This window comes from Microbacterium aurum, assembly GCF_016907815.1.
GTDB lineage: Bacteria > Actinomycetota > Actinomycetes > Actinomycetales > Microbacteriaceae > Microbacterium > Microbacterium aurum.
Window position 1 is genome coordinate 3,047,406 of record NZ_JAFBCQ010000001.1, and the last position, 13,567, is coordinate 3,060,972.

Consider the following 13,567-nt stretch of genomic DNA (forward strand, 5'->3'; position numbering starts at 1 on the left):
ACGACCCTGCCGGAAAACCCACCACCCCAGGGGACGTCACCCCAGAATGTGACCCGTTCCGAGATGGCCGCGTTCATCTATCGGGCGGAAACGGGTGGCACAACACCGCTCGCCGGCAACACATGCGCTCCGCCGCCGAAACCCCTCATTCAAGGCGCGGTCACCGCCGGAGCATTTTGCTCTGTTGCGGTCTCTGGTTGGTACGGGTACACGTCCGGCGGAGTCCTCGTGCGGTGCAGCGTCTCATCGACGGATGCCCGGCTGCGCTGGCGTCAGGTGTAGTAGCACGCGAAGTTGGAACCATCTAGCCACAACGGCGCGATCATCCACAGCCATGAGTGACGTCGCCGCACGTCACGCGCGCGGCGTTACCAAATCTCCCGCTGTGGGCTACGCACTGCGGGAGGGTTGCCGCTGATAGCGGACAGTCGCGTCCGCGAGGGCGCAACATCAGCCGTTGTAGTCCGCGTTGTACGCGTCGAGGACGTCGCTGATCGAGGCATCCAGCCTCAGCGCGCCCTTGTCGAGATACAGACCGCGCGTGCAGAAGCGGCGCAGGTCCTTCTCGTTATGGCTGACGAAGAAGAGGGTGCGGCCTTCGGCGAGCAGTTCGTCGATGCGGCGGTAGCACTTCTCGCGGAATGCCTTGTCGCCGACGGCGAGCACCTCGTCGACGAGAAGGATCGGCTCGTCGAGCTGCGACACGACGGAGAACGCCAGCCGCACCTTCATGCCGTTGGAGAGGTGCTTGTAGGGCATGTCGACGAAATCGGCGATCTCGGCGAAGGCGATGATGTCGTCGAAGCGACGCGAAACCTCGGCCTTGGACATCCCGTGCAGCCCGGCCGTGAGACGGACGTTCTCGCGCACCGTGAGGTCGCCGACGAACCCACCGGTGATTTCGATAAGCGGCGCCACTCCCCCGCGCACGTCGACGCCGCCTTCGTCGGGGAGCAGAACACCGGCGACGAGCTTGAGCAACGTGGACTTGCCCTGGCCGTTACGGCCGACCACCCCGATCGCTTCGCCGTGCGTGACGTCGAAGCTGACGCCACGGAGTGCCCAGAACTCCCCCGGGCGATTGCGGCGCGTCGAGCCCGCGAACAGGTCCTTGAGACTCCGTCGGCCGCGCCGGTTGCGGCGGAAGCGGACGCCGAGCCCATCGACGCGAATGGCGATGTCGGAGCCCATCACAGCTCCTTCATCACGGCGGACTCGAGGCGGCGGAAGACGAGGATGCCGAGGGCCAGGATGCCGACGCTCATGGCGGCCCCGACGCCCACAGCGAGCGTGTCCCACTCCTGCGGGAACAGCCCGACCCGATAGAGCGTGAAGATGCCGGCAAGGGGATTGAAGACCGCGAGATCGCGGAAAACGCCGGGAAGGTCGGCGACGCCGTAGATGATCGGAGTGGCGTAGAAGAGGGCGCGGAGGATGAGGCGCGTCGTGCGCTCAAGGTCGCTCCAGAGCACGCAGAGGGGAGCGACGAGCAGGCCGAGCCCCACGAGCAGGATGACCTGCAGGAGAACGGCGATCGGAAGAAGCAGCAGCCCCCAGCCAACGGTGGCGCCGGCGAAGATCGCGAAGAGCGCGAGCACCGGGAGCGAGAAGAGGAATTCGACGCCTTTGCTGAAGACGATGCGGTTGACCCAGATCGAGCGCGGGATCGCCGTCGACCGGACGAGGCGGGCGTCTTTGTTGAAGGCGCGTGTGAAGTCGGTGACGGCGGAGTTGAACCACACCCATGGGAGGAGTCCGGAGATGAGGAACACGATGTACGGCTGCGCTCCGATATCGCCGCGCTGGAACACCTGCGTGAAGACGAACCAGTAGATGATGCTCATCACGAGCGGATCGAGCACCGACCAGAGGTATCCGAGCGCGCTCGTCGCGTAGCGGACCCGCAGGTCACGGGCCGACAGCAACCACAGCGAGTGGAGGTAGCGCCGGGCCGAGCCTGGAGCGCCGACGACGGCGGTGGTCACGGGAATGAGTCTATGAGACGCACCCGAGACACAGCTCGCCTTGGAACACGGGGACGCCAGGTTTCCTATGTCACGATGGCCTGGTGAAAGGCATCATCCTCGCCGGCGGTTCGGGCACGCGATTGCATCCGGTCACCCTAGGCGTCTCGAAGCAACTCATCCCGGTGTACGACAAACCGATGGTCTACTACCCGCTGTCGACGCTCATGCTCGCGGGCATCGACGACATCCTCGTCATCACGACACCGCATGATGCGCCGTTCTTCGAACGACTTCTGGGGGATGGCTCGCAGTTCGGAATCCGGCTGTCATTCGCCCAGCAGCCGTCACCAGATGGCCTCGCCCAGGCGTTCACCATCGGTGCTGACTTCATCGGGGACGAGAAGGTCGCGCTGGTCTTGGGGGACAACCTGCTATACGGACCGAGCCTGGGCCGCCAGCTCAAGCAGTACGCCGATGTCGACGGCGGCGCCATCTTCGCCTACTGGGTCAGTGAGCCGACCGCATATGGCGTGGTCGAGTTCGACAGCACCGGACGCGCGGTCTCGCTCGAGGAGAAGCCGTCTCAACCCAAGAGCAACTATGCGGTCCCCGGTCTCTACTTCTACGACAACGATGTCATCGAGATCGCGCGCGGCCTGCAGCCGAGCCCGCGCGGGGAGTACGAGATCACCGACATCAACCGGGCGTACCTTGATCGCGGCAAACTGCGGGTGGAGGTACTTCCCCGCGGCACGGCGTGGCTCGATACCGGGACCTTCGACCAGATGACGGATGCCGCGGAGTACGTACGCACGATGCAGCGACGCACCGGCATGTCGATTGGCGTGCCCGAGGAAGTCGCATGGCGTCAGGGCTTCCTCACCGACGACGGATTGCGCGAACGCGCCGAGACGCTCGTCAAGTCCGGCTACGGCTCCTATCTGCTCAATGTCCTGGAGAGAGGCCTCTGATGCGCAGATTGCTCGTCACCGGTGGTGCCGGCTTCATCGGCTCGAACTTCGTCCACCACGTCATCGAGCACACCGACGATCACGTCACCGTGCTCGACAAGCTCACCTACGCCGGTAACCGGGCATCCCTCGACGGACTACCCGAGGATCGGCTGACGTTCGTCGAAGGCGACATCGCCGACGCGACCCTCGTCGACGGACTCTTCGCCGACGCGGATGCTGTCGTCCACTACGCCGCGGAGTCGCACAACGACAACTCGCTGAATGATCCGCGCCCGTTCCTCGACACCAACATCATCGGGACGTACACGCTGCTCGAGGCGGCCCGGAAGCATGGCACTCGCCTGCATCACATCTCGACCGACGAGGTCTACGGCGACCTGGAGTTGGATGATCCCGAACGGTTCACCGAGAACACTCCGTACAACCCGTCGTCCCCGTACAGCAGCACGAAGGCGGGCTCCGACCTGCTCGTGCGCGCCTGGGTGCGTTCCTTCGGGGTGCAGGCGACGATCTCGAACTGCTCGAACAACTACGGCCCCTACCAGCATGTGGAGAAGTTCATCCCTCGCCAGATCACGAACGTGATCCGCGGCATCCGTCCCAAGCTCTACGGCAAGGGCGAGAACGTCCGCGACTGGATCCACGCCGACGATCACTCGTCCGCCGTCCTCACGATCCTCGACAAGGGTGCCATCGGTGAGACGTACCTCATCGGCGCGGACGGCGAGAAGGACAACAAGACCGTCGTTGAGCTGATCCTCGAGCTCATGGGCCAGCCGGCCGACGCCTACGACCACGTCACTGACCGCGCGGGCCACGACCTGCGCTACGCGATCGACTCGACGAAGCTGCGCGCTGAGCTCGGCTGGCAGCCGCAGTACCGCGATTTCGAGGCTGGGCTTGCCGCGACGATCGACTGGTACAAGGCGAACGAGGCGTGGTGGGCCGCAGACAAGGACGGCGTCGAGGCGTTCTACGCGTCGAAGGGGCAGTGACCGGTATGACCACGTACGGCAAGCAGCTCGGCGTCACCGAGACGAATATCCCGGGCCTGGTCGTCTTCGACCTCCCCGTGCACGGCGACGCCCGCGGCTGGTTCAAAGAGAACTGGCAGCGCGAGAAGATGACCGCGCTGGGTCTGCCTGACTTCGGCCCGGTGCAGAACAACATCTCGTTCAACGACGCGGTCGGCACCACCCGCGGGATTCATGCCGAACCATGGGACAAGTGGGTCTCCGTCGCGACCGGCCGGATCTTCGGGGCCTGGGTCGACCTCCGAGAGGGCCCCACGTTCGGTGCCGTGTTCACGACCGAGCTGGACCCGTCGAAGGCGATCTTCGTCCCCCGGGGCGTCGGAAACTCGTACCAAACCCTCGAGCCCGACACGGCGTACACGTATCTCGTGAACGACCACTGGTCACCGGACGCCGCATACTCGTTCCTCAACCTCGCCGACGAGACCGCCGCGATCGACTGGCCGATCCCCCTGACCGACGTCGAGATCTCGGCGAAGGATCTCGCTCACCCGCGCCTCGCCGATGTCACGCCGATCCCGCCGAAGAAGATCCTCGTGCTGGGCGCGAACGGCCAGCTCGGGCGGGCGCTCCGCGCAGAATACGGCGACGCGCCGCACATCGAGTACGCCGACCGCGCGACCCTCGACATCTCGTCCCCCGACCTCGCCACCGCGCGTCGTTGGCGCGATTACGGCACGATCATCAACGCTGCCGCCTACACGAAGGTCGATCTCGCCGAGACCCCCGAGGGGCGCAAGGATGCCTGGGCCGCGAACGTCACCGGTGTCGCCGCGCTCGCCCGCCTCGCCGCCGAGAACGGCATCACGCTCGTACACGTCTCGAGCGACTACGTCTTCGACGGAACGCTCAACCGCCCGTACCGCGAGGACGACCCGATCTGCCCGCTCGGCGTCTACGGCCAGACGAAGGCCGCCGGTGATGCGATCGTATCGACCGTCCCCCGCCATTACATCGTGCGGACCAGCTGGGTGATCGGCGACGGCAACAACTTCGTGCGTACGATGGCTACACTCGCCGAACGCGGCGTCAACCCTAACGTCGTCGACGATCAATTCGGCCGACTCACCCTCACCGACGACATCGCCCGCGGCATCCGTCATCTGCTCGAGACCGGCGCGGACTATGGCACCTACAACCTCACCGGTGGGGGCGAACCTCAGTCGTGGGCGGACGTCGCGCGCGGAGTATTCGCTCTTCTGGGGAGCCATCCCGATCGCGTGACCGCGGTCTCGACGCCGGAGTACCACCAGTTAGACACGGGTGCGAAAGCGCCCCGCCCTCGAAACGGCACCCTCGATCTTGCGCGCCTAACACGGACCTCATTCTCACCCCGCGATAGCTCGATGGTCCTACGGGAGTACCTGCGAAAGGATCGACGCTAGTCGTTTTGCGGGCGGACTCCGTTGGCCGGAGGGTTCAGGCGAGGTGGTTATTCCACATTGACAGCGCTGAGCCGATGGCCATGTGCATGTCGAGGTACTGGTAAGTGCCGAGCCGTCCGCCGAAGTGGACGTCCGTCTCCCCCTTCGCGAGCTCTCGGTAAGCGAGCAGGCCAGCCCGGTCCTCCGGAGTGTTCACCGGGTAGTACGGTTCGTCGTCACGGGTCGCGAACCGGGAGAACTCCCGCATGATCACGGTCTTGTCGGTCGGATACCGGTCCGCGCGCTCCGGGTGGAAGTGCTTGAACTCGTGGATACGGGTGTACGGCACCCCGGCATCCGCGTAGTTCATGACGCTTGTGCCCTGGAAATCGCCCACGTCAAGGACTTCCTCCTCGAAGTCCAACGTCCGCCACGACAGCTCACCTTCGGCGTAGTCGAAGTAGCGATCCACGGGACCGGTATAGACGACCGGCACCTGCCCCACGGTCGCCTTCTTGTTCAACGGCTGCGACTCGTCGAAGAAGTCCGTCGACAGCTTCATCTCAATACTCGGGTGGTCGGCCATCCGCTCCAACCATGCCGTGTACCCATCGGTCGGCAGACCCTCCCATGTGTCGTTGAAGTATCGGTTGTCGTACGTGTACCGCACCGGAAGGCGACTGATGATCTCCGCAGGCAGTTCCTTCGGGTCCGTCTGCCACTGCTTCGCCGTGTAGTCACGGATGAATGCCTCGTACAGCGGGCGACCGATCAGACCGATCCCCCGCTCCTCCAGATTCTGCGCCGTCTTTGGGTCGAACTCCCCCGCCAGATCGTGCACCAACGCCCGCGCCTCATCCGGCGTATAGGCGGCCTGGAAGAACTGATTGATCGTCCCCAGGTTGATCGGCAACGGGAACACGACACCCTTGTGGTTCGTGTACACCCGGTGCACGTAGTTCGTGAAGGTCGTGAAACGGCTGACGTACTCCCACACCGTCGCGTTCGACGTATGGAAGAGGTGCGCCCCATACCGATGCACCTCGATCCCGGTCGTCGCCTCATCCTCGCTGAACGCGTTCCCACCGATGTGATGACGACGATCGATGACCGTCACCTTCCGGCCAGCCGCAGCGGCTCGCTCAGCGATCGTGAGACCGAAGAAACCCGAACCGACAATCAGGAGATCCATGTGCTGCTTTCGTTTTGCGTTGGTGTGTGCTCGCGCGACAACCCGGACTAGTGTATCCGCGCAGGTCCGCTGATTCGGAGGCGCTCACTGGTCTGGGGTAGTGAACACAAGCACTGGCGAGGTGGGCGCGGGCCAGGCGCGGTCTGACGGGAGGCCACCACCACGGATCCATTGATCGCTACTGACGGAGTGCGTCCGCGTGGTCGCGGTACCAGGTGACGGTGCGGTCGAGTCCTTCTTCGAGGGTGATCTTCGCGGTCCAGCCTGCGTCTGCGAGTTTTGACACGTCGAGGAGTTTCTGGGGGGTGCCGTCGGGTTTGGTGGTGTCCCATTCCGTCTCGCCCTGGTAGCCGGTGACGGTGGCGATGGTCTCGGCGATCTCCTTGATGGTGACGTCCGTCCCGGTGCCGACGTTGACCTGTTCCGGGCCGTCGTAGTGCTCGAGGAGGTGCAGGACGGCGTCGGCCATGTCGTCGGAGTGCAGGAACTCGCGGCGTGGGGACCCGGTGCCCCAGTTCGTCACCGTACCTGCCCCGGTACGGGCGGCCTCGTCGTAGCGGCGGATCAGCGCGGGGAGGACGTGTGACCCCTTCGGGGAGAAGTTGTCGTTCGGGCCGTAGAGGTTGGTCGGCATCGCAGAGATCCACGGCAGCCCGTACTGACGGCGCACCGCTTGAACGTTGAGGATGCCGGCGATCTTCGCGATCGCGTACGCGTCGTTCGTGGGCTCGAGGTGCCCGGTGAGGAGCGAGTCTTCGCGGATGGGCTGCTCGGCGAACTTCGGGTAGATGCACGACGACCCGAGGAACGCGACCCGTTCCACGTCGTTGGCGAGGGCCGCGTCGAGGACGTTGGTCTGGATGCGGAGGTTGTCGCTGAGGAAGTCGACCGGGTAGGTCGAGTTCGCGAGGATCCCGCCGACCTTCGCCGCCGCCAGCACCAGGTACTTCGGTTTGATCTCGGCCATGTACGCGAACACCGCGTCCCGGTCCTTCAGATCCAGCTCAGCGGACGTCTTCCCGACGATGTTGCCGAAGCCCTCGGCCTCCAGTTTCCGGACGATCGCCGAACCCACGAGCCCCCGGTGCCCGGCGACGTAGAACGTCGCATCCCGGTCCAGCTCGGAGGGTGTGAAATCCAGTCCGTCAGATGCAGTCACAGGTGGTTCCTCACCGGTCGTTGAGCGAGCGCAGCGAGCCGAAACGCCCACACTCAGCAGCCAACGTCACTTGAGTCCCCACGATTCCAGCGACACCTTGTCGATCCACGGGCGCCCCTCATGCTCGAGCGCTTCCACATCCGCATCGACCATGATCCGCGCCAGCTGGGCACCGTCGATCGTCGGCGTCCAGCCCAGCTTCTCCTGCGCCTTCGTCGAGTCGCCGATCAGCGCGTCGACCTCGGTGGGACGCAGATACCGCTCATCGAACTTCACATACTTCTGCCACTCCAGCCCGACGTGACCGAACGAGACCTCCAGGAAGTCCTTGATCGTGTACCCGACACCCGTCGCGAGGACGTAGTCCTCCGGGGTGTCGGCCTGCAGCATCCGCCACATCCCCTCGACGTATTCCGCCGCGTACCCCCAGTCCCGGATCGAGTCGAGGTTCCCCAGGTACAGGTCCTTCTGAACCCCCGCCTTGATCCGCGCGACCGCACGCGTGATCTTACGCGTCACGAACGTCTCACCACGACGCGGGGACTCGTGGTTGAACAGGATCCCGTTGACGGCGAACAGGTCGTACGCCTCCCGGTAGTTCTTCGTGATCCAGTAGCTGTACAGCTTCGCAGCCGCATACGGAGAACGCGGGTAGAACGGGGTCTCCTCATTCTGCGGCGGCGGCGTCGCCCCATACAACTCAGACGACGACGCCTGATAGAACCGCGGACTGATCCCCGCCATCCGCACCGCCTCCAGAAGGCGGATCGTGCCCGTCCCCGTCGTGTCCGCCGTGTGCTCCGGCTCATCGAACGACACCCGCACGTGCGACTGCGCCGCGAGGTTGTACACCTCATCCGGGTTGATCTCACCCAGCAACGTCACCAGCCGAGCGCCATCACTGAGATCACCGTAATGCAGGAACAGCTTCGCCTCGGGGTCATGCGGATCCACATACAAGTGGTCAATCCGCGACGTGTTGAACGTCGACGCCCGACGAATCAGACCATGAACCTCATACCCCTTCGCGAGCAGAAGCTCCGCAAGATAAGAGCCATCCTGACCCGTAATACCTGTGATCAGTGCGCGCTTGGTCACTTGCTTCTCGATCCCGTCGATGTACACAACTACGTAGTTCTCGCCGAATCGCAAACGCGGAAGCGGCTCCTTATCCTATCCAGGACGCCGTCGGACTACCGAGACGCACCTGGCAATCAGCGGGGGTAGAGCGACCTGGCGAGTGACGCTTTGCGTCGCGAGAGTTCTCTTACGGTATGGGCGAACGCTTTCGACGCAGCCGGGACTACGTTGCCGGCATCTGCGATGGAGGGCTGCGCCCAGCCGGTACCGAGGGACCGCAGCGACCCATGCTTGACAGCGTAATACTCTGGGTGAAGTTCGATCGCCGCGCCGTGCGCCCCTACCGCAGCCGCGAGCAGGTGAAAATGGAAGCGCGTTGTCAGCCACTCCTGCCCAGCCCTGGCTGGTAGCCCTTCCTTCCAGATTCGACTAAAAGGGTAAAACTCCACGTCGATGCCACGCTCCCCCAAGCGATGTAGAATCCAGGCGTCGTCAGGGGGGATGGACTCAATCAACCCAACGCGGTGACCCTTAGCTCGTCGCCGTACAAACGCCTCGACAGCATCCACAGTGTCTTCCGCGGCGTCCGGTGACATGAAATCCCCCTGGATCACCAGCATCACCTCCGGCGCATCCTCATTCGAGTAGAGCATCCGGTCATTCGCGAAGGCCAGGAAAGCGTCGTCAAACCCGGCGCCAACTCCGACGGCCGCAGCGCTGGCCTCATCACGGGTCTCGAAGACATCGAATGCGTTCGCCCACTCGGAGACGCGTTGACGCGCTTCATCGTCAAGCGGCATGAGCCCCTGACCAGTAGCGAAAGCAGGAACGCCGAAAAGCTTCTTCAATGTCACCACAGCAGGCAGAAGCGCCAGGTGCTCCGGCCAGATGGAGTTCAGGTAGCCGCCGCCGAGAAGGTGCACCGATTGCATCTGTCGGAGGTCGAGCAATCCCAAGTCGAATCTCGGAGAGCCCAGGCTCGACACAAGTTGCTCTGCACGCGACGCGGCCTCGTTTAGCTCAAGTCCCTTGGAGCTGAAGGCAAGGTGCCAGAGGGTATTGGTCGTTCGAAGCAGCGGATGCGCATCCGCAAAGAGGTGATTCGCGCGACCCGGCTCTGGGCAGTCCAGCCAGACAGGCGTGTTTGGCCGATTCTTTGCCAGCCAGTCTAGCCAAACACGTGTCAGGATCTCGTCACCGTAGTTAGGTAGCCCCGCTGCGGAAACCAAGTAGTACGGGCGCGCGGGTGCTCGTCGGCGGTGGAGCATGGTTTTCCTCAATCCGGGCCTGGTCGGGTGCGGTCCGGTGCTACCGTGCGCGTCGCGCACTGCGTTGTAAGAGATTGTCACATGTACAGACGTTGCGAGAACTCCGCTTCGAACCAGTCTGATGAGCCCAGTAGATGCTGATCAGCCATTCAGCGAATCCCCACAGCGCCTGCGATATCGTCGGCAAGCATTCTCACGTAGACCAGGTTCAAGTGGTCAGCGTCATAGTAGACCGGGACACCCCCAACGACGGCATAGCAGGTGTCGACGTCACAGAAGTGATCGGTGAGGTCGACGAGGGAGACACGTTCATCGCCCATTCGGGACACGGCGGAAACTACTGGGTCGGCGGGTTGAGCTTCGGAGCGCGGCCGCGCACACGCAACAGGATCCTGAGTATTCAGGATCACACAATCCGGATCCCTGACTTCACCGTTGAATGGCGGATCCGCCATTGCAATGACGCGCGAACCGACGGACGACCATGCCGCCCAATCGGACGTCATGCCGTCGATCATCTGTTCCGCTGCCGAGCGGCCGCTGCCATCGTCGACGAGGTACTGACGCGCGGCCATACCGGTGAAGACCATCTCCGGTCGAGCCTCCTCGACGGCACCTGTCACGGCCCGACTCCATTCGCGACATCCGCTGACCTCGCCAGCGCTCAACACCGTCCGGAAGCCGATGTAGGCCACATCGGCTGGCGGGCAGTGACCGCGGTAGGCGAGCGTCACAATCCAGCCCTCTCGTCGAGCAAGCTCGAAGACTGCCCCCTGCCACTGCTGAGCGTGCGAGTCGCCTACGACCCACACGTTGCTCTTCGGACCCGATTCGTTACTGAAGTCGCAGACAATTATGGGGACTACATCGCCACCGTGTGGATCCGGTTGTGTTGGACCGCATTGTGGGGGGTAGAAGAAGTACTCGTTGCGCTTCCCCATGTACGGCGAGTCGGCAAGGTCGAAGACGCTAGGGCAGTCCGCTGCATTGGACAGCGCATGCGGACCGTCGCACGACCCGGTTGCTAGAGGCGCGTCAGGCCTGTCTGCGGTCGAGCGCAGCGCGGATCCGATTAGGAGCCCTCCGGCACACGCCAAGACGGCTAGTACCCCGACCACCATGAGAACGATCGACCTCAGGGTGCTGGACCGCCAGAACACCCAGTTGCGAGCCGGGTCCTCGACCAGGGCCTTTGTGAGCCAGGCGAGGACGAGTGCAATGGCGAGTAGACCGATCCTCGACAGCCCAGTGAGTTCCGTCCCCAGCACGAACGGCGCGATCACGATGATTGGCCAGTGCCAGAGGTACAACGAGTACGACACCCCGCCCAGCCACTGAGTGAACGCATTGCCAGTCACCCAGGAGTGCGCGAGCCCGCCCTCACGAGTCCCTGCGGCGATGATAGCGGCGGTGCCGAGCACGGGCACGAGCGCAGCCACCCCAGGGAAGGGTGTCTCCGGACCGAAAGCCAGGAGACTGAAAAGGATGCCTACGATGCCGGCCACTGCCATGATGTTCGCGACAGGCTGTGGCATTCGCAGACGGGCGCCGCCCATCGCCGCGAGTATACCTCCGACCGCAAACTCCCAGCCTCGCGTGAAGGTCACAAAGTAGGCTTGGCTCGGTTCAAACTGAGTGAACACGATGCTAGCGGCTAGCGATGAGGCGAAGACCACGGCGAGCAATCCGACGACTGTCCCACGTCGCGCTGCAGTACCCCCGATGCGGGATGAGAATATCGTCAGCGCAGCGACGATCAGGAGCGGCCACACCAGGTAGAACTGCTCTTCGACCGAAAGAGACCAGTAATGCTGCGCGACGCTCGCAGAGTCATTGAGCGCAGAGTAATTGACGGATAGGTGAGCCAGCCACCAGTTCTCTACGTACCCTGCGCTTGCGGCGATCTCGGTGCCGTTTCGCTCCCACCGCGTGTACGGCAGGTACACGAAAACGAGCGTCGCCGATGCAGCGAGTACGAGCAGCGCTGCCGGCAGCAACCGCCGGATACGACGTGCATAGAAGGCGCCCAGCCGGATGCCACCCGTCATCACGACTTCTTTCAGAAGATGCGCGGTGATGAGGTACCCCGAGATCACGAAGAATACGTCTACACCTACGTAGCCACCGGGAAGACGCGTTGGCCAAAGATGGTTTAGGGGCTCTTCGGACATTCGGTGGGGGTCATGGGGTGAGTCCGCCGGCGGCGAGGAGCATGCGGACTCTTCTATGTGTGTCAAGTCGGCGTTACGGCACGGTTCAGTTGACGATAGATCCGTCGGGCGAGGTAGCGCTTGAGGCAGCGGCGGATCTCCTTGTTGGTGCGGCCTTCGGTGCGGCGTCGTTCGACGTAGGCGCGGGTGGCGGGGTCGCAGCGCATGCGGGTGACGACGGCCATGTGCAGGGCTCGGTTCAGCCGCCTGTCACCGCCACGGTTGAGACGGTGTCGGGCGGTGTTTCCGGAAGAGGCGGGGATGGGGTTGACACCGGCGAGAGACGCGAACGCGGCCTCGGAGCGGAGCCGACCGACGTGTGACCAGGCGGTCATCGTGATCGCGGCCGTCACGACACCGATGCCAGGCTCGTCAAGCAGTGTCGCCGCTGGAGTGGCATGAACGAGCGCTTCCATTCGTAACCTGTTCTCGGCGAGTTCGTCATTGAGGGCGGTCACTCGTTTGGCGAGACGGATGGCTTCGGCGCGGGCCGTAGCGGCAGCGACTGTTTCGGCCCGGGCACGCCACCGGGTGATCTCGGTGACCTGAGTGCTGGTCAATGGTCGGCGGGCGTCGATGCCGAGGTTGACAGTCCGCAGCAGCGCGGTGAGCGCGTTGATGGTGCCGGTGCGTTCGGTGGTCATGTGTTCTCGGGCGGTGACGAGCACGCGCAGAGCGGCGCGTTCACCGTCGTCGTCGCGCGGGTTCCTCAGGTGCGTGATCTCCAGCGGCAGCGCAGCTGCTGCGATTCGGCGGGCATCAAGCGGGTCGGACTTGCCCACCCCTCGGTTCGTGCGCGCATTCATCCGGGGTGCTTCAGCGACCTGGTAGCCGGTCTGCGCGACCGTCTGCGCGAGTCGCGCCCCGTAGGAGCCGATCCCCTCGATGACCCACAAAACGTCCAGGTCCGCGCCGGTGCGCCGCCCGGCCCAGTCGATTGCGCGTTGAAGACCCGCGTGAGTGGTCGGGAACTGTGCAGTGTCGACCAGTTCTCCCAACGGTGCAGCGAGGATCGCCAGGGTATGCGTCTTCGCGTGAGCGTCGACTCCGATGACAAATGGATGGGTATGCGCGACGATGGCCATGGCGATCGACGCTCCTTCCTTGATCTGGGAACAGGACCGGTCGCTGAGGCCGGTGCCGGACCGGGAAGGAGTCACTGGGACAGCTCTGTGATGGGCCACGACCCCGCGGGATCGGGCAGTCTTCTGATCAAGTCGCCAAGTGGGCCGGGACGGCGCCGGCCACCCGCTCAGCGTGGACATGTCCGCAATGAAGACACTCCACGAGGAGGACATAGCCGGTATGAGTCACACGCC

11 protein-coding genes are annotated in these 13,567 nt (G+C 64.0%); 3 read left to right on the forward strand and 8 right to left on the reverse strand.

Translation table 11 applies throughout. The annotated features are described in order from the left end of the window. Window positions 1-450 precede the first annotated feature (450 nt). Together JOD60_RS14980 and JOD60_RS14985 are read right to left on the reverse strand one after the other, a co-directional pair. Window positions 451-1,191: an ABC transporter ATP-binding protein gene (locus JOD60_RS14980; protein WP_076691409.1), complete on the reverse strand. Its 741-nt coding sequence runs from the start codon at window positions 1,189-1,191 to the stop codon at window positions 451-453. Beyond that, window positions 1,191-1,985, reverse strand: coding sequence for an ABC transporter permease (locus JOD60_RS14985; protein ID WP_076691410.1), 795 nt, complete (start codon window positions 1,983-1,985; stop codon window positions 1,191-1,193). The genes JOD60_RS14980 and JOD60_RS14985 overlap by 1 nt, the downstream gene beginning before the upstream one ends. A gap of 83 nt (window positions 1,986-2,068) precedes the next feature. Between JOD60_RS14985 and rfbA the strand changes: the two genes are divergently transcribed. From rfbA to JOD60_RS15000, 3 genes are read left to right on the forward strand one after another with little or no spacing between them, the layout of a single operon-like run. Continuing rightward, the gene (gene rfbA / locus JOD60_RS14990) at window positions 2,069-2,938 is read left to right on the forward strand and encodes a glucose-1-phosphate thymidylyltransferase RfbA (RefSeq protein WP_076691411.1); all 870 of its coding nucleotides are present in this window, start codon (window positions 2,069-2,071) and stop codon (window positions 2,936-2,938) included. Then, window positions 2,938-3,936: a dTDP-glucose 4,6-dehydratase gene (rfbB, locus tag JOD60_RS14995; RefSeq protein WP_076691412.1), complete on the forward strand. Its 999-nt coding sequence runs from the start codon at window positions 2,938-2,940 to the stop codon at window positions 3,934-3,936. Before rfbA ends, rfbB begins: the two co-directional genes overlap by 1 nt. Window positions 3,937-3,941: 5 nt before the next feature. Next, window positions 3,942-5,360: a sugar nucleotide-binding protein gene (locus tag JOD60_RS15000; protein ID WP_076691413.1), complete on the forward strand. Its 1,419-nt coding sequence runs from the start codon at window positions 3,942-3,944 to the stop codon at window positions 5,358-5,360. A 34-nt stretch (window positions 5,361-5,394) separates the two neighbouring features. Here JOD60_RS15000 and glf read toward each other — a convergent pair whose 3' ends face one another. The 6 genes from glf to JOD60_RS15030 all read right to left on the reverse strand — a co-directional run bounded on the left by glf (window position 5,395) and on the right by JOD60_RS15030 (window position 13,333). Then, window positions 5,395-6,531: a UDP-galactopyranose mutase gene (glf, locus tag JOD60_RS15005; protein WP_076691414.1), complete on the reverse strand. Its 1,137-nt coding sequence runs from the start codon at window positions 6,529-6,531 to the stop codon at window positions 5,395-5,397. A 178-nt stretch (window positions 6,532-6,709) separates the two neighbouring features. Beyond that, complete coding sequence (locus tag JOD60_RS15010) at window positions 6,710-7,690, reverse strand: GDP-L-fucose synthase family protein (protein WP_076691415.1); 981 nt, start codon at window positions 7,688-7,690, stop codon at window positions 6,710-6,712. A gap of 66 nt (window positions 7,691-7,756) precedes the next feature. Continuing rightward, a complete protein-coding gene (gene gmd / locus JOD60_RS15015) occupies window positions 7,757-8,788 on the reverse strand; it encodes a GDP-mannose 4,6-dehydratase (RefSeq protein WP_076692246.1) in 1,032 nt (343 codons plus the stop codon). 116 nt (window positions 8,789-8,904) lie between these two features. Continuing rightward, window positions 8,905-10,038 (reverse strand): polysaccharide pyruvyl transferase family protein, encoded by a 1,134-nt coding sequence (locus JOD60_RS15020; protein ID WP_076691416.1) that lies wholly within the window; start codon window positions 10,036-10,038, stop codon window positions 8,905-8,907. 149 nt (window positions 10,039-10,187) lie between these two features. Further along, on the reverse strand, window positions 10,188-12,209 hold the full coding sequence (locus JOD60_RS15025; protein WP_076691417.1) for an acyltransferase family protein: 2,022 nt from the start codon (window positions 12,207-12,209) through the stop codon (window positions 10,188-10,190). A gap of 62 nt (window positions 12,210-12,271) precedes the next feature. Beyond that, entirely contained in the window at window positions 12,272-13,333 is a 1,062-nt protein-coding gene (locus tag JOD60_RS15030) for an IS110 family RNA-guided transposase (protein ID WP_076688513.1), read from the reverse strand. Between the last annotated feature and the right edge of the window lie 234 nt (window positions 13,334-13,567).